At 68.5% G+C, this 22556-nt stretch carries 23 protein-coding genes and 1 pseudogene; 18 read left to right on the forward strand and 6 right to left on the reverse strand.

Annotation, left to right across the window (positions count from 1 at the left end; all coding sequences use genetic code 11):
* Positions 1–133: 133 nt before the first annotated feature.
* Positions 134–1126, reverse strand: a complete 993-nt coding sequence (locus tag ACWDTP_RS25030) for a stage II sporulation protein M (protein WP_450024775.1) — start codon at positions 1124–1126, stop codon at positions 134–136.
* A gap of 32 nt (positions 1127–1158) precedes the next feature.
* On the opposite strand from ACWDTP_RS25030, the gene ACWDTP_RS25035 reads away from it, so the two are divergent.
* The 4 genes from ACWDTP_RS25035 to ACWDTP_RS25050 all read left to right on the forward strand — a co-directional run bounded on the left by ACWDTP_RS25035 (position 1159) and on the right by ACWDTP_RS25050 (position 6715).
* Positions 1159–2028, forward strand: coding sequence for an RDD family protein (locus ACWDTP_RS25035; RefSeq protein WP_450024776.1), 870 nt, complete (start codon positions 1159–1161; stop codon positions 2026–2028).
* Positions 2029–2079: 51 nt separating this feature from the next.
* Entirely contained in the window at positions 2080–2655 is a 576-nt protein-coding gene (locus ACWDTP_RS25040) for a TetR/AcrR family transcriptional regulator (RefSeq protein WP_450024778.1), read from the forward strand.
* A gap of 48 nt (positions 2656–2703) precedes the next feature.
* The gene (gene lfrA, locus ACWDTP_RS25045; protein ID WP_450024780.1) at positions 2704–4248 is read left to right on the forward strand and encodes an efflux MFS transporter LfrA; all 1545 of its coding nucleotides are present in this window, start codon (positions 2704–2706) and stop codon (positions 4246–4248) included.
* A gap of 139 nt (positions 4249–4387) precedes the next feature.
* Positions 4388–6715, forward strand: a complete 2328-nt coding sequence (locus ACWDTP_RS25050) for an arylsulfatase (RefSeq protein ID WP_450024818.1) — start codon at positions 4388–4390, stop codon at positions 6713–6715.
* Positions 6716–6729: 14 nt separating this feature from the next.
* Here ACWDTP_RS25050 and ACWDTP_RS25055 read toward each other — a convergent pair whose 3' ends face one another.
* On the reverse strand, positions 6730–7212 hold the full coding sequence (locus ACWDTP_RS25055) for an anthrone oxygenase family protein (RefSeq protein ID WP_450024782.1): 483 nt from the start codon (positions 7210–7212) through the stop codon (positions 6730–6732).
* An 84-nt stretch (positions 7213–7296) separates the two neighbouring features.
* Here ACWDTP_RS25055 and ACWDTP_RS25060 point away from each other — a divergent pair, with 84 nt between their 5' ends.
* Both ACWDTP_RS25060 and ACWDTP_RS25065 read left to right on the forward strand, forming a co-directional pair.
* Positions 7297–8055 (forward strand): class I SAM-dependent methyltransferase, encoded by a 759-nt coding sequence (locus ACWDTP_RS25060; protein ID WP_450024784.1) that lies wholly within the window; start codon positions 7297–7299, stop codon positions 8053–8055.
* Between the two features lie 16 nt (positions 8056–8071).
* A complete protein-coding gene (locus ACWDTP_RS25065) occupies positions 8072–9016 on the forward strand; it encodes an AraC family transcriptional regulator (protein WP_450024786.1) in 945 nt (314 codons plus the stop codon).
* An 18-nt stretch (positions 9017–9034) separates the two neighbouring features.
* Here ACWDTP_RS25065 and ACWDTP_RS25070 read toward each other — a convergent pair whose 3' ends face one another.
* Positions 9035–10357 carry a carotenoid oxygenase family protein gene (locus ACWDTP_RS25070; RefSeq protein WP_450024788.1) on the reverse strand — a complete coding sequence of 441 codons (1323 nt, stop codon included), beginning with the start codon at positions 10355–10357 and terminating at the stop codon, positions 9035–9037.
* A 57-nt stretch (positions 10358–10414) separates the two neighbouring features.
* Here ACWDTP_RS25070 and ACWDTP_RS25075 point away from each other — a divergent pair, with 57 nt between their 5' ends.
* The 3 genes from ACWDTP_RS25075 (at position 10415) to ACWDTP_RS25085 (ending at position 12432) form a co-directional block, all read left to right on the forward strand.
* The gene (locus ACWDTP_RS25075) at positions 10415–10915 is read left to right on the forward strand and encodes a PadR family transcriptional regulator (RefSeq protein WP_450024790.1); all 501 of its coding nucleotides are present in this window, start codon (positions 10415–10417) and stop codon (positions 10913–10915) included.
* Between the two features lie 66 nt (positions 10916–10981).
* Positions 10982–11725 (forward strand): PadR family transcriptional regulator, encoded by a 744-nt coding sequence (locus ACWDTP_RS25080; protein ID WP_450024792.1) that lies wholly within the window; start codon positions 10982–10984, stop codon positions 11723–11725.
* Between the two features lie 17 nt (positions 11726–11742).
* Positions 11743–12432, forward strand: a complete 690-nt coding sequence (locus ACWDTP_RS25085) for a hypothetical protein (protein WP_450024794.1) — start codon at positions 11743–11745, stop codon at positions 12430–12432.
* 1 nt (position 12433) lies between these two features.
* On the opposite strand, the gene glpK is transcribed toward ACWDTP_RS25085, so the two are convergent.
* Positions 12434–13996, reverse strand: coding sequence for a glycerol kinase GlpK (glpK, locus tag ACWDTP_RS25090; RefSeq protein WP_450024796.1), 1563 nt, complete (start codon positions 13994–13996; stop codon positions 12434–12436).
* 41 nt (positions 13997–14037) lie between these two features.
* Between glpK and ACWDTP_RS25095 the strand changes: the two genes are divergently transcribed.
* Positions 14038–14802: a class I SAM-dependent methyltransferase gene (locus tag ACWDTP_RS25095; protein ID WP_450024798.1), complete on the forward strand. Its 765-nt coding sequence runs from the start codon at positions 14038–14040 to the stop codon at positions 14800–14802.
* 18 nt (positions 14803–14820) lie between these two features.
* Here ACWDTP_RS25095 and ACWDTP_RS25100 read toward each other — a convergent pair.
* Positions 14821–15810, reverse strand: a pseudogene (locus ACWDTP_RS25100) (MinD/ParA family ATP-binding protein); the annotation flags it as partial.
* Between the two features lie 76 nt (positions 15811–15886).
* Positions 15887–17704: a type VII secretion AAA-ATPase EccA gene (eccA, locus tag ACWDTP_RS25105; protein WP_450024800.1), complete on the reverse strand. Its 1818-nt coding sequence runs from the start codon at positions 17702–17704 to the stop codon at positions 15887–15889.
* Positions 17705–17911: 207 nt separating this feature from the next.
* Here eccA and ACWDTP_RS25110 point away from each other — a divergent pair, with 207 nt between their 5' ends.
* The 8 genes from ACWDTP_RS25110 to ACWDTP_RS25145 all read left to right on the forward strand — a co-directional run.
* The gene (locus ACWDTP_RS25110; protein WP_450024802.1) at positions 17912–18232 is read left to right on the forward strand and encodes a hypothetical protein; all 321 of its coding nucleotides are present in this window, start codon (positions 17912–17914) and stop codon (positions 18230–18232) included.
* The gene (locus ACWDTP_RS25115; RefSeq protein ID WP_450024804.1) at positions 18229–18582 is read left to right on the forward strand and encodes a YbaB/EbfC family nucleoid-associated protein; all 354 of its coding nucleotides are present in this window, start codon (positions 18229–18231) and stop codon (positions 18580–18582) included. Before ACWDTP_RS25110 ends, ACWDTP_RS25115 begins: the two co-directional genes overlap by 4 nt.
* Before the next feature lie 158 nt (positions 18583–18740).
* Positions 18741–18929, forward strand: coding sequence for a hypothetical protein (locus tag ACWDTP_RS25120; RefSeq protein WP_450024806.1), 189 nt, complete (start codon positions 18741–18743; stop codon positions 18927–18929).
* Between the two features lie 126 nt (positions 18930–19055).
* Positions 19056–19340 carry a hypothetical protein gene (locus ACWDTP_RS25125; protein WP_450024808.1) on the forward strand — a complete coding sequence of 95 codons (285 nt, stop codon included), beginning with the start codon at positions 19056–19058 and terminating at the stop codon, positions 19338–19340.
* A gap of 135 nt (positions 19341–19475) precedes the next feature.
* On the forward strand, positions 19476–20669 hold the full coding sequence (locus ACWDTP_RS25130) for a hypothetical protein (protein WP_450024810.1): 1194 nt from the start codon (positions 19476–19478) through the stop codon (positions 20667–20669).
* Between the two features lie 22 nt (positions 20670–20691).
* Complete coding sequence (locus ACWDTP_RS25135) at positions 20692–20985, forward strand: PE family protein (protein ID WP_450024812.1); 294 nt, start codon at positions 20692–20694, stop codon at positions 20983–20985.
* A 46-nt stretch (positions 20986–21031) separates the two neighbouring features.
* A complete protein-coding gene (locus ACWDTP_RS25140) occupies positions 21032–22126 on the forward strand; it encodes a PPE domain-containing protein (RefSeq protein WP_450024814.1) in 1095 nt (364 codons plus the stop codon).
* Positions 22123–22556: ESX secretion-associated protein EspG (locus ACWDTP_RS25145; RefSeq protein WP_450024816.1), on the forward strand; the 434-nt coding region annotated here is incomplete at its 3' end. The genes ACWDTP_RS25140 and ACWDTP_RS25145, both read left to right, overlap by 4 nt.

Here is a 22556-nt window from a genome sequence, read left to right on the forward strand (position 1 = left end):
CGACCCCGGCACCGCAGTCGACCCTGGCACCCGAAACCCCACCGAACAACACCTCCGAACTCATCAGGCGTTGCAACGACCGATTGAGTCTGAGGGCGAAAGTGGGCAGGTTTGTGTCTGCTCGCGGGGAAAGTCAGCCGGTGGGGACGACGTCGGGTGCGTCCTCGACGTCTCCGGTCTCCCCGGCCCGCACGGCCTTTCGCCCGAAGTGGATCACATAGGCCAGGAACGCGACCTCGACCGCCACACCGATGCCCACCCGCACCACGGTCGGCAGCGGCGCTGGCGTCACCAGCGCTTCGACCAGCCCCGACACCAGCAGCACGACGACCAGCCCGACGGCCACCGAGACCACCGCCCGGCCCCGCTCGGCCAGCGCCTGGCCCCTCGGCCGGTCACCGGGTGAGATCACCGTCCAGCCCAACTGCATGCCGACCGCACCGGCCAGGAACACCGCCGTGAGCTCGAGCAGGCCGTGCGGGGTGATCAGCCCCAGGAACAGATCGCCCTTACCGGCGTCGAACATCAGCCCGGCGATCACACCGAGATTGGCCGCGTTCTGGAACAGCACGTACGGGATCGGTATCCCGAGCACGATCGCGAACCCGATGCACTGCGCGGCGACCCAGGCGTTGTTCACCCAGACCTGCAGCGCGAACGACCCGGCCGGGTGCTCGCTGTAGTAGGAGGCGAAGTCGTGGTTGACCAATTCGTCTATCTCGCGGGGGGTTCCGACGGCCGCGACCACCTCGGGATTGCCCGACACCCAGATCGCCAGGGCGACGGTCACGGCGAAGAACGCGACCGCGGTGCCCAACCACCACCGCCACGACCGGTAGGCGACCACCGGGAACGACACGGTCCAGAACCGGACGAACTCGCGCCACAGCGGGGCGTGTGCACCCGTCACCGCCGCGCGGGCCCCGGCCACCAGCCCGGACAGCCGCCCGACCAGCACCGAGTCGGCCGAGGCCGAGCGCACCATCGACAGGTGGGTGGACACCCGCTGATAGAGGTCCACCAGCTCGTCCACCTCGGCGCCGGTCAGCCGCCTGCGCCGTTTCACGAGTTGTTCCAACCGGTCCCAGGTGGCGCGATGGGCCAGCACGAATGCATCGACGTCCACCCGGCAAAGCTTAATCGGTAGCGTGTGGCGGTATGGTTTCGCAGCCTGAACCCGTGGTGACCGGGGACGCCGTGGTCCTCGACGTCCAGATCGCCCAGTTGCCGGTGCGGGCGCTGGCGGCGCTGCTCGACATCCTGGTCGTCGCCGTGGGCTACGTCGTGGGCGTGCTGCTGTGGGCGATCACCCTCAGCCAGCTCGACGAGGCGCTCTCGGCGGCGATCCTGATCATCTTCACGGTGCTCGCCATGGTGGGTTACCCGCTGATCATGGAGAGCACGACCCGCGGCCGGTCCCTGGGCAAGATGGCGCTGGGGCTGCGGGTGGTGTCCGAGGACGGCAGTCCGGAACGATTCCGGCAGGCCCTGTTTCGCGCGATCTCCGGTTTCATCGAGATCTGGACGCTGACCGGCGGGCCCGCGGTGATCTGCAGCCTGCTGTCCCCGAAGGGCAAGCGGATCGGGGACATCTTCGCCGGCACCGTGGTGATCAGCGAGCGCGGCCCGAAACTGACCCCGCCCCCGGCCATGCCGCCGGCATTGGCCTGGTGGGCGTCGTCGCTGCAGCTGTCCGGGCTGGGCGCCGAGCAGGTCGAGCTGGCCCGCCAGTTCCTGGCCCGCGCCACCCAACTCGATCCGCGGGTGCGCGACGAGATGGCCTACCGGATCCTGGGCGGGATCGCGGCCCGGATCTCACCGCCGCCGCCCCCCGGCGCGCCACCGCAGTACGTGCTGGCCGCGGTGCTCGCCGAACGGCACCGGCGCGAACTCGCGCGCCTCATTCCGGCCGGGCCGCCCGTCGGATCCGCGTGGCCGGCCGCCCCGGCGCCGGGCTGGCCGGCCACTCCCGCGCCGCCCACCCCGCAGGCGCCGCAGTCGACGGGCGGGTTCACCCCGCCCGGCTAATGAGTGGGACATCACTGTCCCATTTTGGCCCATTGGTGCTATATTTGCTGGGTGACCAGCCAGGTATCGACGGAGAGCGGTGTGCGTGAACGCACCCGCAAGGCGATCCTCGATGCCGCCATGACCGTGCTGGCCGATCAGCCCGCGGCGGCGCTCGGCGATATCGCGGCGGCGGCCGGCGTCGGTCGCAGCACCGTGCACCGGTACTACCCCGAGCGCACCGATCTGCTGCGGGCGCTGGCCCGCCACGTCCACGAACTCAGCAACGCGGCGATCGACCGGGCCGATCCCACCCACGGCCCCGCGGGGGCGGCGCTGCGCCGCGTCGTGGAGAGTCAACTCGACCTCGGGCCGATCGTGTTGTTCGTCTACAGCGAGCCCACGATCCTGGCCGATCCCGACCTCGCGGCCCACCTCGACACCGGCGACGAGGCCATCGTCGAGGTGCTCAACCGGGCCTCGACCGCAAGACCCGAATATCCCCCTGGATGGGCCCGACGGGTGTTCTGGGCGCTGATCCTGGCCGGCTACGAAGCCGCCAAACAGGACGGCACCCCGCGCCACCAGATCGTCGACGCCATCATGACCAGCCTGACCTCGGGCACCATCCAGCTGCCGCGCACGTGAATCCGCCTGCGCCGCAATCTCTTCTTCCTTGACACAGGAGTTTTCCGAATGTCCGCCTGCCTCGACGGTGCGCAGTCGACGACACCGCAGACCCCCAAACGAGCCTGGGTCGCCCTGGCTGTGCTGATGCTGCCGGTGTTGTTGATCGCCATCGACAACACCGTGCTGGCCTTCGCGCTCCCGGTGATCGCCGAGGATTTCCGGCCCGCCGCCTCGACCCAGCTGTGGATCGTCGACGTCTACTCCCTGGTGCTGGCCGCCCTGCTGGTCGCGATGGGCGGGCTCGGTGACCGGCTCGGCCGGCGCCGCCTGCTGCTGATCGGGGCCAGCGGGTTCGCCGTGATCTCGGTCGTCGCGGCCTTCGCACCCAGCGCAGGCGCGCTGGTCGCGGCCCGCGCCCTGCTCGGGGTGTTCGGCGCGATGCTGATGCCCTCGACACTGTCGCTGATCCGCAACATCTTCACCGACGCGTCCGCGCGCCGGCTCGCGATCGCGATCTGGGCCTCGTGTTTCACCGCGGGCTCCACGCTCGGGCCCATCGTGGGTGGCGCGCTGCTGCAGCACTTCCACTGGGGTTCGGTGTTTCTGGTGGCGGTCCCGATCCTGCTGCCGCTGCTGGTGCTGGGACCGCGGCTGGTCCCGGAATCGCGTGACCCGAATCCGGGCCCGTTGGACCTGACCAGCGTGGTGCTGTCGTTCACCGCGATGCTGCCGCTGGTCTGGGCGATCAAGACGACGGCACACGACGGCGCGTCGGGACTCGGCGCGGCCGCCTTCATCGCCGGGATCGCCTCGGGTGTGCTGTTCGTGCGACGGCAGCGGCGCAGCGCCACACCGATGCTGGACATCGGGCTGTTCTCATACGCCCCGTTCAGCTCGTCGATCCTGGCGAACTTTCTGTCCATCGTCGGCCTGATCGGGTTCATCTTCTTCATCTCCCAGCACCTGCAGCTGGTGTTGGGTCTCTCGCCGTTGACCGCGGGTCTGGTGACGCTGCCGGGCGCCGTGGTGTCGATGGTCGCCGGGCTTGGGGTGGTCCAGCTGGCCAAACGCCATGCGCCGCACACCCTGATGATCACCGGTCTGGTGTTCGTCGCGATCGGGTTCGTCCTGATCCTGCTGTGGCGCCATGACCTGTCGGTGGCGGCCATCATCGCCTCGTTCGTCGTGCTCGAGCTCGGCGTCGGCATCTCGCAGACGGTGTCCAACGACACCATCGTCGCCTCGGTCCCGCCGGCCAAGGCCGGTGCCGCCTCGGCGGTCTCGGAGACCGCCTACGAGCTGGGGGCGGTGGTCGGTACCGCGACCCTCGGCACCATCTTCACCGCCTTCTACCGGACCAATGTGGAGGTTCCGGCCGGGCTCACACCCGCTCAGGCCGGGGACGCCGCGGAGAGCATCGGCGGTGCCACCGCGGTCGCCGCGGACCTGCCCGCCACCACGGCGGGGCAGCTGATGGAGTCGGCCAGGTCGGCATTCGATTCGGGTATCGCACCGACCTCGATCATCGCGGCGGCACTGGTGCTGGCGGCCGCGGCGGTCGTGGCGGCCGCATTCCGCGGCGGTGTGCGGCCCCGCGACGTGTCCCGGTAGGCCGCCCGGGAGGCCGTCCGGGCGATCACGAATCGACCACAATTTCCCGGGCTGTCAATAATGCGTCGGACCGAGTTTGCCGTGTGCTGAAATGCTCACATCCGGTCGTTTCGGGAGAGGAGCCGCGGTGTCTGACGGAATGGGTGAATCAGTGGTCGCGCCGGTGTTGCCGGGAGGTGGGGTGCTGCCCTTCGCTCCGGTGCCCTCGGCCAGCATCGCCGGCCGCACGCTTGCCGAGTCGACGTACGCCCAGCGGGTGCAACCGCGGCGCCTGCACGAGGATTCGCCCAACATCGTCATCGTGCTGATCGACGATGCCGGCCCCGGTCTCCCCTCGACGTTCGGCGGTGAGGTGACCACGTCCACGCTGGACCGGGTGTGCGCACAAGGGGTGTCCTACAACCGTTTTCACACCACTGCGATGTGTTCGCCGACCAGGGCGTCACTGCTGACCGGTCGCAACCACCACGAGATCGGCAACGGCCAGATCGCCGAACTGGCCAACGACTGGGACGGCTATGCGGGCAAGATCCCGCGCTCCAGTGCCACGGTGGCCGAGGTGCTCAAGCAGTACGGCTATGCGACGTCGGCGTTCGGCAAGTGGCACAACACCCCGGCCGAGGAGACCACCGCGGCCGGCCCGTTCGAAAACTGGCCCACCGGACTGGGTTTCGAATACTTCTACGGATTCCTGGCCGGCGAGGCATCCCAGTACGAGCCGCACCTGGTGCGTAACACGACTGTCGTCGCGCCGCCGAGGACCCCCGACGAGGGGTATCACCTGTCGGAGGATCTGGCCGACGACGCCATCGGCTGGTTGCGGCGGCACAAGGCGTTCAATGCCGACAAGCCGTTCCTAATGTACTGGGCCAGTGGATGTCTGCACGGCCCGCACCACATCATGAAGGAGTGGGCCGACAGGTACGCCGGAAAGTTCGATGACGGCTGGGACGCCTACCGGGAGCGGGTTTTCGCCAGGGCCAAGGAGAAAGGCTGGATCCCGCAGAACTGCGCACTGACCCCTCGGGACGCGGCGATGGCGGCGTGGGAGGATATTCCCGACGACGAGAAGCCGTTCCAGCGCAGGCTGATGGAGGTGGCGGCGGGCTACGCCGAGCACGTCGACGTCCAGGTGGGCCGGATCGCCGACGAGCTCGAAGCGCTGGGCTACGCCGAGAACACGCTGTTCTTCTACATCTGGGGCGACAACGGTTCCTCGGGCGAGGGGCAGAACGGCACCATCGCCGAGCTGTTGGCCCAGAACGGGATTCCCACGACCGTGCGTCAGCACATAGACGCCCTCGACGAGCTCGGCGGGCTGGACGTGCTGGGGTCTCCGCTGGTCGACAATCAGTACCACGCCGGGTGGGCGTGGGCGGGCAGCACGCCGTACAAGGGGATGAAGCTGCTGGCCTCGCATCTGGGTGGCACCCGCAATCCGGTCGCGGTCACCTGGCCGCGCCGGATCACCCCCGACACCGCACCGCGCGATGTGTTCCTGCACTGCAACGACATCGTCCCGACGATCTACGAGATCGTCGGGATCGAGGCACCCCGCGTGGTCAACGGCGAACCGCAGATTCCCTTGGCGGGAGCGAGTTTCGCCCGCACACTGGTCGACCGGGCGGCCCCCGGCGGCAAGAAGACCCAGTACTTCGAGATCATGGGCAGCCGGGCCGTCTACCACGACGGGTGGCTGGCCTGCGCACGCGGACCGCGGCTGCCGTGGGTGCCCGGCCAGCCCGAGGGGATCGCCACCTGGACGCCCGACGACGACACCTGGGAGCTCTACCACCTCGACGAGGACTGGTCGCAGGCCGACGACCTGGCCGGGCGCCAACCCGCGAAACTCGCCCAGATGCGGGAGATGTTCGCGATCGAGGCGGCCAGCAACTCGGTGCTGCCGGTCGGCGGCGGCCTGTGGGTGCCCGTCTACCATCCCGAACTGCGCATCGCCCCGCCCTATACCGAGTGGGAGTTCACCGGGGATATGGTGCGGATGCCCGAGTTCTGCGCTCCCGCATTGGGGAACAAGAACAACGTGGTCACCATCAGTGCCGAGGTTCCGGCCGGTGCGAACGGGGTGCTGTATGCGCTCGGCGCCGCGGCGGGCGGATTGACCTGCTACTTCGACGACGGTTACCTGTGCTACGAGTACAACCTGTTCATCCTGTCGCGCACCAGGATCCGGTCCGCGGCCAGGGTGGCGCCCGGCCCGGTGACCATCACCGTGCAGACGCGCTACGCCGAGCAACGCCCGGCCGGGCCGCTGGACATCACCGTCTCCTGCAACGGCGAGACCGTCGCATCCGGCCGGGTACCGATCAGTGCCCCGTTGCTGTTCACCGCCAACGACTGCCTCGACATCGGCACGTGTCTCGGCTCGCCGGTATCGATGGACTACCGCGAACGGGCTCCGTTCGGATTCGAGGGCCGCATCCACCGGGTGCACGTCGCCTACACCTGAACCGGTCCGCCGAATCAGTCCGCGGTCAGCAGGCCGGCGGTCAGCAGTGCCGCGCCGAGGAGTCCGCCGCCGGTGCGGACGTGGTTCCACGCCGTCCAGCTGCTGAAGTACGACCGCCATTCGGTTCCCGCGTCGGCCAGATCGACCCGGTCCAGATGCTCGTTGAGCGGCACGTTGAACGCCATCGTGACGACGAAACCCAGCATCCCGAAGATCGCGCCGGCCAGCAGCAGCCAGCCGCCCGGCCTGCCGAGCCGGGTCAGGGCCACGATCCCGACGGCCAGCGCCAGCAGCGCCGAACCGGTGAAGAGGACCAGAAAGGCGGGGTTGGCATTGGCCTCGGCGTTCATGCCCCGCATCGCGGTGATGGCATCGACCGGGTCGGTGCGGTCCAGGCCGCGCATGACGAAGGTGGAGAACGCGTAGAAGATCCCGCCGACGGCCGCGCTGACGAGCGCGGTGAGGGCGGTCAGGATGATGACCGGGCTGGAGTTCATGCGTTCAGTCAATCGGGGGCCGACCGGACGCTCCATGGGCAGACGTCTTGTTCACATACGCGGCCGTCTTGGCAAGATGGGACCATGACCCGCGATTTCGAAGCCTTGATCGCCGAGGCCGCCGCGGCACCGGTCGATGGTTGGGATTTCTCCTGGCTGGACGGCCGGGCCACCGAAGCCCGCCCGTCGTGGGGGTATCAGCGGTTGATGGCCGAGCGGCTGACCGGGGCGCACTGCGCACTGGACATCCAGACCGGCGGCGGTGAGGTGCTGGCCGGTGCGACGCGATTTCCGCCCGCCATGGCGGCCACCGAATCGTGGCCGCCCAACCTGGCCAGGGCCACCAGGCTGCTCGGCCCGCGCGGGGTGGTGGTGGTCGCCGCGTCCGACGAACCACCGCTGCCGTTCGCCGATGCCGCATTCGATCTGGTGCTCAGCCGGCATCCGGCCACCGTGTGGTGGGCCGAGATCGCCCGCGTGCTGGCACCCGGTGGGACCTATCTCGCCCAGCATGTCGGCCCGGCAAGTGTTTTCGAGTTGGTGGAGTACTTCCTCGGGCCGCAGCCCGAGGCCAGGAGCAGGCGTGACCCGCAGATCGAATGCCGCGACGCGGGCGCCGAGGGCCTCGACATCGTCGACGTGCGTTCCGAACGGCTCCGGATGGAGTTCTTCGATATCGGCGCCGTGGTGTACTTCCTGCGCAAGGTCATCTGGACGGTGCCGGGGTTCACCGTCGACGGCTACCGTGACCGCCTGCACGCGCTGCACCGCCGGATCGAGACCGACGGCCCGTTCGTCGCCCACTCGGCGCGTCACCTGATCGAGGTACGCAAGCCCGGCTGACGGTTACGCTACCGACGTGGACGCCCTGGTGGGACTGCTCGACGGCGTGCGTGCCCGCGGCGCCTTCGTCCTGCGGTTGCGGATGGATCCGCCGTGGTCGTTGAGCATTCGCGATGAGGCACCGTTGGCGCTGATCTGTCAGACCAGAGGCGATGCCGTCATCGTCGGCGACGACAGCGGCGTGTGGCGCCTCGGTCCCGGCGATGTGGCGCTGACCCGCGGCACCGAGAACCACCTGTTCGCCGACGATCCGGGCACCCCGCCGACCGTCATCATCAATCCCGGGCAGCGGTGCACCACACTGTCCGGCGAGGATCTGCATGTCGAGATGTCGCTCGGGCTGCGCAGCTGGGGCAACAGTGCGACGGGTGCCGCGGAGTCGATCGTCTGCGCCTACGAGGGCCGCAGCGCGGTCAGTGCGCGCCTGCTCGACGCGCTGCCGCCGATACTCGTGCTGCGGGCCGATGAGTGGGACACCACGCTGGTCGATCTGCTCTCCGTCGAAGCCGGCCGCGACGGGCCGGGTCAGGAGGCGTATCTGGACCGGTTGCTGGATCTGCTGTTGATCGGCGTGCTGCGGACCTGGTTCGACCGGCCGGGCAACGCGCCACCGTGGTGGCAGGCCGAACAGGATCCGGTCGTCGGCCCCGCCCTCAGACTGATCTACAACAATCCGGCCCACCCCTGGACGGTGGCCAATCTTGCTGCCGCCGTGGGGTGTTCGCGTGCGGTGTTCGCCCGCAGGTTCACCGACCAGGTGGGCGAACCGCCGATTGCCTTCCTGACCGGCTGGCGGCTGGCGCTGGCCGCGGACCTGCTGCAGAACAGCCGCGCCACCATCGGCTCGGTGGCCCGGCAGGTGGGGTATTCGACGCCGTTCGCCTTGAGCAGCGCGTTCAAACGCACCTACGGGATCAGCCCGAACGAGTACCGGGCCGATCCCGGGTCCCGGGCCGGCTGACCCGGGCGGCCAGGTTGCTCACCCGCTGATCCAGTTGCCGTGAAAACCGTAGGGAACACGTTGCGGCAGTTTGATTCTCGCCACCGGCTCGGCGCCGAACCCGGTGGCGTCCAGGATCACCAGGTCACTGCCGTCGCGCTCCTGGTCATAGACGTAGCCGAGGTACCAGCCGCTGCTCTCGTCGGCGGACCCGGCCGCGGGCACGAACACCGCCTCCCCCGGCCCGCCCGGCCCGAAGGCATGGCGCTCGGCGGCACCGGTGGTCAGGTCGTAGCGGACCCACGCGTTGTCGCCGACGGCGACGGAGTACCGCGCGAACGAGCCCGCCAGCCGGTCGTCGATACGGGGGAATTCCACGCCGTGGTCGTCGAGTTGGCGTTCGCCGACCGCTCCGCTGCCCAGGTCGATCCGCCATTCCCACAGCACACCCTCGACGTCGAACCCGCCGTTGTCGCGCCACAGCTCGGGATACCGGACCGCCTGCAGGACAAGGGTGTTCCCGTCGTCGTAGGCGTTGGCGACGTGGAATACGTAGCACGGGTCGATATCGAACCAGCGGATCTCGCCGAACGGATCGTCGCGGCGCAGCACCCCGAGACGGGCGCCGTAGCTGTCGCTCCAGCGGAAGGGCATGTCACCGTCGCCGCGGACCGCCACGTCGAGGTCGAACACCACCGGCAGGTCCATGAAGACGACATGCCCGGCGGTGATCGCGAAGTCGTGCATCATCGTGAGGGCTCCGACATCGACCGGGCGGTTGATGGTCAGGTTTCCGTCGGCGTCGGCGCGGTGGTAGGTGACGTACGGCTCGACGATGTTGCCGTAGCCGAAGAAGTGCAGTTCACCGGTGATCGGGCAGATTTTGGGGTGCGCGGTCATCGAATCGACGAGCTTGCCGCCGAAGTCGTAGGCACCCACGGTCTCAAGGTCGTTGGTGATCTCGTAGGGCAGCGAGGACTCCACCAGGGCCAGGGTCTTTCCGGCGTGGTTCACCACATGCGTATTCGCCACGGCCGCACGCAGATTGCGAGTCCCGTCGGGGTTGTAGAGCGGGAAATCCTCAATGAAGCTGTCGGTGCGCACCCAGCGGTTGCGGTACCACTTGGCGGCACCGTTCTCGATGCGGACGCCGTGGATCATGCCGTCCCCGGTGAACCAGTGCGCGGTGGCCTGCCGGGGGTTGGGTCCGTTGCGCAGGTACCAGCCGTCGAGTTCGGGCGGAATCGCGCCGTCGACCGGCAGGTCGTATTCGGTCAGTTCGTCGGCGACGGGCGCGTAATTCCCTTTCGTGAAGAACGCTCCCTGGCCGGGGAGCCCGTTGTTGATGTCGGTGGAGGTCATGCCCAACAATGACATTCCACAACTGACATGTCAATAGTGGAGGTTAAGATCGGCCTCATGAGTTTGCGAATGGCGGCACTCGGGCTACTGATCCAACAACCGGGCAGCGGATACGACCTGCTCAAGCGGTTCGAGATGTCGATGGCCAACGTGTGGCCCGCCACCCAGAGCCAGCTGTACGGCGAGCTCAACAAACTCGCCGCCGCTGGCCTGATCGAGGTGTCCGATATCGGACCACGCGGCCGCAAGGAGTACCGCGCGACCGCCGCGGGCCGGGCCGAGCTGCTGCGCTGGATCGCCAATCCCCAGGACGACCCACCCGAGCGCAGCGCCGAGCTGCTGCGGGTGTTCCTGCTCGGCGAGCTCCCCCGCGACCAGGCACGCGCCCACCTCATCGCCCTGGCCGAGCATTCGGAGGCCGAGATCGAGCGGCTCGAGCGACTCGAAGCATCCCTCGTCCGCAAGGGCGTCGACCCCTATGCGCATGCCGCGCTCGAATACGGCCTGCGATTCAACGCTATGCAGGCAAAGTGGGCACGGGACGTTGCATCGCGATAGATATCGATATATCGTCAACGTATCGGAAGCGCATCCGGCGCTCCCTGTTACGTAAGGACTTGCCATATGAGCACCCCATTCACACCCCCAGGTGGCTTCGGATTCGGCTTCGGCGACCACGCGGCCCGTCGCGCCATGCACCACCAGCGCCGCGCCGCGATGCGCGATTTCCGGGACCAGTTCCGGGACCAGATGCGCGCCCACTTGCACGAGGCCCGCGAGCAGGGCACCGATCCCAGCTGCGAGGCCGGCCCCGGTTTCGGTCCGGGCTTCGGTCCGGGACGAGGCTTCGAGTTCGGCTTCGACCCGCGCGGCGGGTTCGGATTCGGCTTCGGGCCGGGGCCCCGCGGCCGCCGTGGCCGTGGTGGCGGCCGAGGCCGGCGCGGCGACGTGCGGGCCGCCATTCTCAAACTGCTCGCCGAACGACCCATGCACGGTTACGAGATGACCCAGGAGATCGCCGCACGCAGCAACAACCTGTGGAAGCCCAGCCCCGGCTCGGTGTACCCCACGCTGCAGTTGCTCGTCGACGAGGGCCTGATCGCCCCGGCCGACAGCGAGGGCAGCAAAAAGACCTTCGAGCTGACCGAGGACGGCCGCACGGCCGCCGACAACATCGAAACCGCACCATGGGAGCAGATCGCCGAAGACGTCGACCCCAACGCGGTCAACCTGCGCTCGGCGATCGGCCAGCTGATGGGCGCGGTCGCCCAATCGGCGCACACCGCCAACGACGACCAGCAGCAACGGATCCTCGACATCGTCAACGGCGCCCGCCGCGAGATCTACCAGATCCTCGGCGAGGAGTGAGCCCGTAGGCTGCCCACGTGGACAGTCTCGTCACCTACGCCGCCATCACGGCACTTGTCGCGGTCTTGGCCGCGGCAGGTGCCGTGATGGGTGTCCAATTCCGGGATATCGACGCCTACCAGCGTCGACGCGGGTTTTGGCAGTTGCTGCTGATCGCGCTCGCCGCGCTGTCGACCTGGTTCGCCAGCCGATCCGCGACCGCGGGCGGGCAGCTATACGAAGTCCTCATCATCGGGGCGTTCGGGGCGGCTGCCGTGATCGTCGCCCACATCCTGTGGCGCAGGTTGGTTCCCGACGCCGGACACCGGACCCAGCGGCAGGCGATGGCCGCGGCCATCGCCGCGGTCGTCGTCCTGGTCGGCTCGATCGCGTTCGCCTACCTCGGGGACGGTGCCGGCTGCCGCCAGGTGCAACCCCTGATGCAGGTCAGCGCCGCCAGCTCAGGTGCGATCCTGCCCGCGATGGCCCCTGCGGGCCAGGGCCCGACCGCCGGCGACTACAAGGACTGGGCGAACGTGATCGACGAACAGGCCCAGCAGGTGACTTCGGGCCCAGTCGCCGAATCTGCCAGGACGATCGGCGATCTGGCCAAACAGATCGCCGATGCCGAACAGGCAGGCGACAGAACCCGCCACGCCATCGTCGGCGCGAAGTATTACGACGAGCTCGCGGTGATCCGCACCAAATGCCCGCAGCCGCAGCAGTGATTTACTGGATCTCGACCCAATCCAGGGTGCGCGTAACGGCTTTGCGCCAACCGGCGTAGCCGCTTGACCGCTGTTCCTCCGTCCAGCCCGGGCTCCAGCGCCTGCCTTCCTGCCAGTTGGCCCGCAGATCCTCGGCGTTACGCCAGAACCCGACCGCAAGCCCCGCGGCATAGGCCGCACCCAGCGCGGTGGTCTCGGCCACCACCGGTTTGACCACATCCACCCCGAGCACATCGGCCTGGATCTGCATGCACAGCGAATTGGCGGTGATACCACCGTCGACCTTCAAAACTTCAAGGTGCACACCGGAATCGGCTTCCATCGCGTCGACGACATCACGGCTCTGGTAGCAGATCGCCTCCAGCGTCGCACGGGCCACGTGCGCGTTGGTGTTGTACCGGGACAGCCCGACGATCGCACCGCGGGCATCCGAGCGCCAGTACGGCGCGAACAGCCCGGAGAACGCGGGCACGAAGTACACGCCGCCGTTGTCGTCCACCTGGCCGGCCAACGCCTCGCTCTGCGCCGCACCGCTGATGATGCCGAGCTGGTCGCGCAGCCACTGCACCGCCGACCCGGTTACCGCGATCGAACCCTCCAGTGCATAAACGGGTTTCGTGTCACCGAACTGATAGCACACGGTGGTCAGCAGCCCGTTCTGCGAGCGCACGATCTTCTCACCGGTATTGAGCAGCAGGAAATTACCTGTGCCGTAGGTGTTCTTGGCCTCCCCGGCCTGCAGGCACACCTGGCCCACCATCGCGGCCTGCTGATCGCCGAGAATGCCGGTCAGCGGCACCTCCCCGCCCAGCGGGCCGGTCGCCGCGGTCACCCCGTAGCAGTGCGGATGTGCCGATGGCGTGATCGCGGGCAGCATCTGCCGGGGGATCCCGAAGAACGACAGCAGCTCGTCGTCCCAGTCCAGCGTCTCCAGATCCATCAGCATGGTGCGGCTGGCGTTGGTGACGTCGGTGACGTGCACGCCGCCGCGGTGGCCCCCGGTCAGATTCCAGGCCACCCAGCTGTCGGCGGTCCCGAAGATGGCATCGCCGTTCTCGGCGTCACGCCTGACCCCATCGACATTGTCGAGGATCCACTGGATCTTCGCGCCCGAGAAGTAGGTCGCCGGCGGTAGCCCGGCCTTGCGCCGGATGACATCGCCACGGCCGTCGCGATCGAGGGCCGCGGCGATCCGGTCGGTGCGGGTGTCCTGCCAGACGATGGCGTTGTGGTACGGCCTGCCGGTGCGCCGATTCCACACCAGCGAGGTCTCGCGCTGGTTGGTGATGCCCAGCGCGGCCAGATCGGTCGCCACCAGACCGGTCCGGTTGAGCGCGGTCATGACCACCGCGGCGGTGCGTTCGGCGATCTCGACCGGATTGTGTTCGACCCATCCGGCCCTGGGCAGGATCTGCTCGTGCTCCAACTGATGGCGGCCCACCTCGGCACCGTCGTGATCGAAGATCATGCATCGGGTGCTGGTGGTGCCCTGGTCAATCGCTGCGACAAACTCGGCCACTGTATTCCCTTCCCGGGTCGCTTCGCTCCTGCCCTCCGAAGCCATCTTCCCGGGTCGCTTCGCTCCTGCCCTCCCAAACGTCCATCATGGCCTACATGGAAAGCGACACGATCGATATCGACACCCTGCCTCGGGGTGGACCGGACGCGTCCTGCCTGGACCGGCTGCTGCAGACCGACCGGCCCGAGTATCTGGACCGTGACGACGTCGACGACCGGGTCAAACGCAGCGTGATCCGGGCCCTCGAGTGGACCGGCGAATTCTTCGGTAACCACCAGAAATTCGCCGCGATCGCGCTGGAGTTGGTCGCCGACGTGCCCGACCCGCGGATCCTCGAACTCGGAGCCGGCCACGGCGGGGTATCCCGCAGGCTGCTGGCCAACCATCCCAGCGCGCACGTCACCGTCACCGACATCGATCCGGTCTCGGTCGCCGAGATGGCGGCGGGCGAGCTGGGCGGCCACCCCCGGGCCCGGGTGCGTGACATGGACGCCACCGCGATCGACGCCGCCGACGGCAGCTACGACCTGGCGGTCTTCGCGTTGTCCTTCCACCACCTGCCGCCGGCCCAGGCCGCGCGGGTGTTTGCCGAGGGCACCCGGGTGGCGGGCAGGTTGCTGATCATCGACCTGCCGCGACCGCCCGCCCCGCTGCACCTGCTGCGGCTCGCCGCGATGGCGCCCGCGGCCCCGTTCGTGCCGCTCGTGCACGACGGGTTGATCAGCTCGTTGCGGTGCTACAGCCCGTCGGCACTGCGCGCACTGGCAGCGCACGCCGACCCGGCGATCGAGGTGGAACTGCGCTCCGGACTGACGATCCCGCAGATCGCGATCGCCACGCGGACCGGCTGAACATCCGCACCGAGGCGGTCAGGTCCGGCTGCGGGTCAGCCGGAACGGCGGCGCCGCGGCGAACGTATCGGCGACGGTGGACGCGAGCTGCAGGAACGCCTGCCGGGTGGGCCTGCTGAGCAACCCGAGATCGATCTCGGCCCCCTCAGCCAGATGATCGTCGAACGGGATCACGTGCATGGCACGGACCCTGGGCAGGAAGTGGTTGGCCAGCTGGTCCATGTCCAGTCCGAGCTCACCTGGCCGCGAGGCGCTGACCACCACCACCGACCTCGGAACCAGACGCGAATGTCCGTTGCGCTCAAGCCAATCGAGCGTAGCGAGGGCGCTTCGGGCCGAGTCGATGGCCGGCGACGCGACGATCACCACCACATCGGCCTCGTCCAGCACTCCGGCCATCGCCGAGTGCACCAGCCCGGTGCCGCAATCGGTCAGGATGATGTTGTAGAAGCGCTGCAGTACGTTCAGCACGCCGCGGTAATCGTGCTCGGAGAACGCCTCCGAGGTGGCCGGGTCCCGCTCCGAGGCCAATATCTCCAGGCGGCTTGAGCTTTGGGACGTGTGGCGGCGCATATCAGCGTAGCGGTAGATGGCGTCGTCGAGCAGCACATCACGCACGGTGGAATCGCACTCGTTCGGTCCGCGCTGGGCCAGGGTGCCGAAGTCGGGGTTGGCGTCCACCGCGATGACGCGGTCACCTCGGGTCGCGGCCAGTGTCGCGCCGAGGCCGACGGTGGCGGTGGTCTTACCCACCCCGCCCTTCTGGGACAGCAGCGCGATGTTGAACGGGCCCCCGAACACCGGCTGGTTGACCCGGTCGACCAGCGCCTTGTGGGCGGCGTCGGCGGCCGAAACACCCGGGTTCATCCCGGTCGTCCGGTACACGGCCTTGCGCCAGCCCGAGCGCGGTGTCGGCGTGCTGCGGGTCAGCCCGAGGTCACTGTTGGTCGGCACCACCGGCGGACGCTGATCGGGCTCGGTCCTCGGAGCGGATGTGGTGAACGGGGTCGGCTCGGCCGGGGACGGCGTCAGCCGCTCATCTTCGTTGTAGCTCATGGCTTTTCCTCCTCACCTCATCGGTCGGTCAGTGCGGTGCGAGCATGCCGAGGACCTGCTTGAGCGCCGCCTGCATGTCCGGCAGCTCGATCCGCATCAGCGCCGCTTCGTCGAGGTCTGACAGGTTCGTGGCGTGACTCTCGCTGAGCCGGTACTCGCGTTCCTCCTCGGCCGCCTCGATCACGTTGCGGACGAACCGGCCGTTGCCCGCCAGGTCGATACCACGACGGACCTGACCCGACGCGTCGGGCGCCTCGTTGCGGCAGACCGTCACGCAGGTCGCGACCAGTTCGTCGTAGGCGGCGTCGGACAGCTCGGAATCCCTGGTGCGGGCGACCAGGCGACCGATATCGCCGAGCTCCTGAGCATCGTAGGAACTGAACCGGATCCGCTTCGTGAAGCGGGACGCCAGCCCTTCGTTGGAGGCCAGGAAACGGTCGATCTCGGCGTCGTATCCGGCGATGATCACCACCAGCCGGTCGCGGTCGTTCTCCATCCGGGCCAGCAGGGTGTCCACGGCTTCCCGGCCGAACGCGTCGCCTCCGGACAACCCGGTCTGGATCAAGGTGTAGGCCTCGTCGATGAACAGCACGCCGTCCATCGCCGAATCGATCAGTGCGGTGGTCTTGATCGCCGTGCTACCGAGGTGCTGACCGACGAAGTCGTGTCGTTTGGCCTCGACGATGTTGGGCGTCCGCAACAGCCCCAGCCCGCAATAGGTTTGCGCCACCACCCGGGCGATCGTGGTCTTGCCGGTACCCGGCGGACCGGTGAACGCGAGATGAAGACTGCGTGACGCCGCGCTGAGCCCCTTGTCGCCGCGCACCTTCGCCAGCATCGCTGTCGACTTCAGCTTGGCCACCTGATGTTTGACGTCCGCCAGGCCGATCTGGCGGTCCAGCTCCTGCTGCGCGGACCGCAGGTACTCGTTGCCCCGCTCGGAGAGATCGTCGGCCAGCAGGTCCTCGCCGGTGGGCGCGCTGGCCGGGTCCCACCGGTCGGTGCGGGAGTCGATGACCTCCTTGGACGTGATCACCAGGCGGTACTTCGGATCGGCCAGGGCGGCGGCGTTGGCCTCGAATCCGGGGTCCTCGCTGTAGATCCGCTCGAATATCACCCGGGCGTCCTGCTCCTCGCCCATCTCCCGCAGGGTCAGTCCCTTGCAGAACTCCGCGGCCCGGCGGGCACCGGGCACCGGCCCCTCGAGGGCCCGGTCCAGCCGGCGGATGCCCTCACCGAACAGCCCCATCTGGGCGCAGGCCGAGCCGACCATCAGATCGGCGCCCGCCACGATGTAGGCGTCGGTGAAGCTGGCCGACCGGCTCAACGAGGTCAGCACGTCCGGCCACCGCTGGGTGGTGAAATGCAGCACGCCACGGAGATACGCGCAGATCTCGTCGGACCCGGCGTCACCGTCCGGCAGCCCGGCGCGGACCCGGTCGAGCCCGTCGAGCACCTGTTCGGCCTCGCCGAAATCCTTGGCCTGGATCATGCTGGCCGCATAGGCAAGCCACATCTCGGTCTTGGTGGCAAGCGGGTAGTCGAGGTAGAGACCCGTTTGAAAGCGGCCGCTCAGCGCCCGCTGCGGCAGCCCGAGCCTGCGCTGTTCACGGAACAGCGAGACCGTGCTGGTGCGGTACAGGTGGTAGATGACCTCGGGGCTGTTGTCGCCGGTGGCCGCGCGGCCCAACCACGCATCACACATATCCGGGTCGTGTTCGGTCGCGCGCCGAAACGCCAGCGCCGCGTACTGCAGGTCGCGCTCGGTCTCCAGACCGTCGATGGGAATGCCGAGCGAGAGCACTCCGGCGTCAAACACCCGCTGCGCGTCGGTGAATCCACTCATCGGAGGTGACTTTCTCCTCACTGCGCGGTCGGTCGATCGGAGTCAGACCATCCGGGTTCGGTCAATGTGGGCGACCATACCGAGAGAGTGGCACATTTTCGGGTCCCGGTCAGCACCGAACGGACGAGAGCGAGTGTACTAAGTGCGACAATCGGAACACGGTGCCGGCGCCGACCGGCGGCGCCGCTCCGGCGCGAGGAGACCCCAATGCCACAGCAGCCCGTGCAGTCACCGGGGGGCACGATATCGGTGCACACCACCGAACGCGGCCTTCCCGTCGCGCTGCGCCTCGACGCCGCCGAACTCAAGAAGCCACCGGAGCAGCTGGCCAACGACATCATGGCGCTGTGCCGGCTTTCGGCGGCGCGCGCGCAGGTCACGCGCAGGCGTGAGCTGGCCGAAAAGGGTTACGACGCAGCGGCCATCCGCCCGCTGCGGCTGGCCACCGAGGCCGAGTTGGCCCGTGCCGAAGAAGATGCGCTCGGCGATGACGACGACCTGCCCCGCACCTGGGTGCGGTCGGTATGACCGGCCTGGCGGACTCGCTGCTGGCCCGGATCCGCAGGCAGCGCGACCTGGTGCAGGCCATGGACGAGCACTGTCAGACCATCTCGGCGCGCGTCACCAGCCGCGACCAAAACGTCAGCGTCGAGGTCGACGGACTCGGTGCCATGACCGGGCTGTGGTTCGGTCCCTCCGCACACAAGCTGGGCGCCGACGCACTGGCCAAGCTGGTGGTCGAGACGGCTCAGGCCGCCGCACAGGTCGCCGCGGACCGCCAGGAGTACCTGTCTACCGAGTTCGCACAGCGCATGCACGAACTCGACCAGGCGCCATTGACCCGGTGGGACGGCACGACATTCGAACCCGACCGCTAGCTCGTTTCGCTACGGGAACCGACGATTGTTCGCCATTGCCGCCCGACCATCGGCTCGGTGCTGCCGACAAGCCGGTATCACCGATTTGCCACTGACGGTCTGGTCAGTTCGCCGGATTCACGAAATCGGTTGGCGTCAGCACGTTTTCCTACGTCACGGTGAACAACGGTCCGGATCGAGGTCGGCCAGAGCGGGTTTCGGTCAGCCGGCTGAAGATCTGGCAAACAACAGACGACCCCAACGGCGTGCGCTCGCGGATGCACGGTGACATGCGATGCGATCATCAGTCCGCCAAGATCATCGGCAAACACAGCAAGATCCCAGCAATCTTTCAGCGCGGCTATTGACCCAAGCGCATAATACCGCCGGCGAATTCGTGGAAAATTCAATTAGCTGGGCCCCGTACCCCCGGCTATAGTTCATTAGACTCGTGCCAGCACAGCCCCCTATCCAGCTGGAAAGGTATTCGCACGATGAGCGATGTCTTCGCTGCTGCACCTGCAGGGATGGCGGCATTTTCCGCCGCCAACGAAACGGCCGGTTCGGCGATCACCACCGCGGGCTCGGCCGACTCCGCCGCGATGATGATGTCCGCCGCGGCCGCCCTCGGCCCGATCGGTGCGAGCTATCTGGCGGCCTTCGGTCCAGCTCAGGCTAACAACTTGGTCGGGACACTGTTGGTAGGCGGAGTTCATGCCGCCACCAGTGCCGCCACCGGCGCAGCGCAGTCTGCAGTCGTTTCCGCCGACGACGCCTAGGCCGATCGCGCCATGCCTTCGCTTTTGCCCCCCACTCCGGTCAACCCGATAGGACAGCTGGCCACACAGGCGCCGGGATACGACGCGGCTCCGGTAATCGCTGTTCAGGAACAAAGTCTGCAAGATTTCCTGAATTTGCCGGTCCGGGAAATTCTGGACCGGCTCGGTTTGCCGCCAATTGCAGACGGCAAGCCCCCACAGGAGCCACCGCCGCCGGAGGGGCAGCCCGAGGAGCAGCAGCCGCCCACCAATCCGATGGACCCGAGCGCGTTGATTTCCCCGGTGACCGACGCGCTGAGTTCGTTGGGTAGTGGCCTGTTCGAGGGTGTCGATCCGACGTCGATGCTGCAGGGCATCAGTAAGACGTTCGGCTCGACCAGTGGCCCGATGCAGCAGTCCGTCGCCTCGGCCGGCGACGCGTGGCAGGGCGAATCCGGCACCGCCGCAGCCGAAAAGGCCACCACCGCGATCAACAACGGAGCCGAGGTGGGGGCCCAGTCCGAAGCACTGCGAGACAGCTTGACCGCCGCGGCCGCCGACGTCGGGCAGGCCCGCGCCCGGCTGATCGCGATCATCACCGAGTTCGCCGCCACGATCGCGGCCATCGGGCCGAACATCATCTTCCCCTGGGGATGGGCGGCGGCGATCGCCGCCGCCAACAAGGCCATCGCCACCACCGCCGAGGTGATGACGGAACTGCAGGCCTCGTTGGGGGCCCAGGCCGCCCAGGTAACTGCGGCCGGTGCGCCGGTGAGCGTCACCGCCGCACCCGAGGCGGCGACCTCGGGGCTGGGCGGACTGATGTCGCCGCTGATGTCGATGGCCACCAAGGGCGCCGAGGCCGGCGTCCAGGCCGGGACCGGTGCGGCGTCCGCGGCAAATCAGGCGGCCCAGAAGCCCGCGATCGATCCCATCGATCCGGAAGGCGATTCCGCGCCGGCGGGCGCCGCAGGTGCGGGGGCCGCCGCGGCCGGCCGCGGTGTGGGCGGTGCCGGCGGTGGTGGTGTCGGCGGCGGCGGGGGAACGCTCGCGGCCCGCTCGCCGGCCATGTCGTCGTTCCTGCAGGCCGAATCTGCCTCCACCCCAGCGCAATCGGCCGCTCCGCGAGTCGGGGGCAGCGGCGGGTCGGGCATGATGGGCGGCCCGATGGGACCGATGGGCGGAGCGCACGGGGCCAACGCCTCGTCGAACAACAACCACACGGCGGCGGCATTCCTGCACACCAGCGACCAGGGCGGCGAGATCGTCGGTGATCTCGGCACAGCGGCACCCCCGGTGCTGGGAGAGGCCGACCCCTATGAGTCTCCGGACATCGAACTCCGGATCTAGTCACCCACTAAGGAGGATTGTTATGGCCGACAGTGCAGGCATGTCGATTCAGCCCACCGAGGTCGCGGAGGTCAGCCGCCAACTCGACGAGCTGGCCAACCGCGTGCAGCGGGTCATGGCCGACGAGGCGCCGAACCTCACAGTGACCGCCTCTGGCCGCGACGAGGTTTCGCAACGGGTGGCGGGCACCCTCAACGAGGTGCACGGCTCGTTCGGAACCGCGGCGGATCAGGGCATGACCGAGCTGCGCGAGGTTTCGGCCACCCTGCGTGGACACTCCAACAACATCGCCGCCTCCGAGGATTTCGCCGACTAGGCACTGACACGGTCTTTCGGTTCAGTCGACGAGGGGAGGTCTGGGCGTGGGGTTCACCAATGTTGCGTGGGAGTCGCGCAGCACCGAGCAGTTGGCTCGTGACCTCACAGAGGGGCCTGGCCCGGCGTCGGTCGGCGGCGCAGGCGCGGCCTGGATTCGGGTAGCGAACGAATTGGCCAGCGTGTCAGGCGATTTCGACAAATTACTGGCCAGGCTGCAGACTTCGTGGGAGAGCCGGGCCTCCAGTGCCGCGGCGCAGCGGCTGGAGGAGTTCGGCAAGTGGCTGCAGGCCGTGACGCTCAGCGCCGCGGCGAACGGTCAGCGCGCCGAGGAGGCCGCGGTGGCCAACACGGTGGCCGTGCTGGCCATGCCCAGCGTGGCCGAGGCCGTCGAGGCGAAAGCCGCCCAGGACATGATGGCCTCGCTGGCCGCCTACAACGGTGCCGTGTTGACCGGAACCTTCGCCGAGTTCGACGCGGCGGCCACGGCCGATCAGGCCGATGCGGCCGCCGTCATGCATCAGTACGAGGAGGCGGCCGCCCCGCTCGCCCAGCCCTGGGAACAGCCACTCCCACCGCAGGTGTCGAAGGGTAACGCGCTCAAGGCCGAGCAGACCGGCGGCGGTGAATCCGGTGCGGGCGGCGGCGGTGGCACCGGTGGGGGTGCGGGCGCCGCGGCCCCGGCCATCCCGCTTTCGCCGATGTACGCACAGGGTGTCAAAGCCAGCGCCGATCCGAAGGCGTTGCAGAAGACCGGATTCACCGCCCAGGGCGGTGCGACCGGCACCCCCATGGGCGGCACCCCGTACGCACCGATGGGAGCGATGGGCGCGCGCGGCGATCAGGGCCGCGACTACGAATCCGTGCAGCCCGCAGCGACATTGGACGGGGCGGGCGAACCGGGGGCCGGTGCCTCCGATGCCAGCCAGGCCTGGCTGCCGGCCGCGGCGCAGAACGACGCACCGTTCACGGTGTCCAACGTCAGCTGGGGCCCCGACACCGCGGTGTTCGACGAACTGGCCGCGCCGGAAGCACCGTCGGGTGAGGGTTACGCCGACGAACCCGCGGGCACGCTCGAGCAGGTGGACAACAGCTGGGTGACTCCCCCGGTGATCGGTGTCGATCGGGGGCTGAGCCTGTGACCGCCACGCTGACACCGCATTTCGCGGTCACCGACGACGAGATGCAGGTTCTCGCCGCCCGGCTCGGCGTTCAGGCCCTGCCGGTGGTGCTGAATCTGCGGTCCCGCCACCACACCTTGACAGCCCAGGCCGACGCCGTCGACCTGGCCACCCGCACGCTCAGCGACCGGGGTCTGATCATCGACGGGGAAGTCGCCGCCGACCTCGTACACGTGGTGCGGTCCCTGCAGCGGTCCGACCGCGAGCTGGCCATGCGGTTGGTCACCCCCGACGGTCTGGCCCGGGTCAGTGTGGTCCGCAAAGGCACCCAGACTGTTTCGGCCTGCCGGGTCGGCAACGACATCGCCCTCGACCTACTCGAGGATCCGACGGGTCAGGCCGACCTCGCCACCAGGGCCCTGCTACGCCGGCTGCCGGCCGACGGTGCCGC

The sequence above is a fragment of the Mycobacterium sp. NPDC003449 genome (assembly GCF_053588415.1).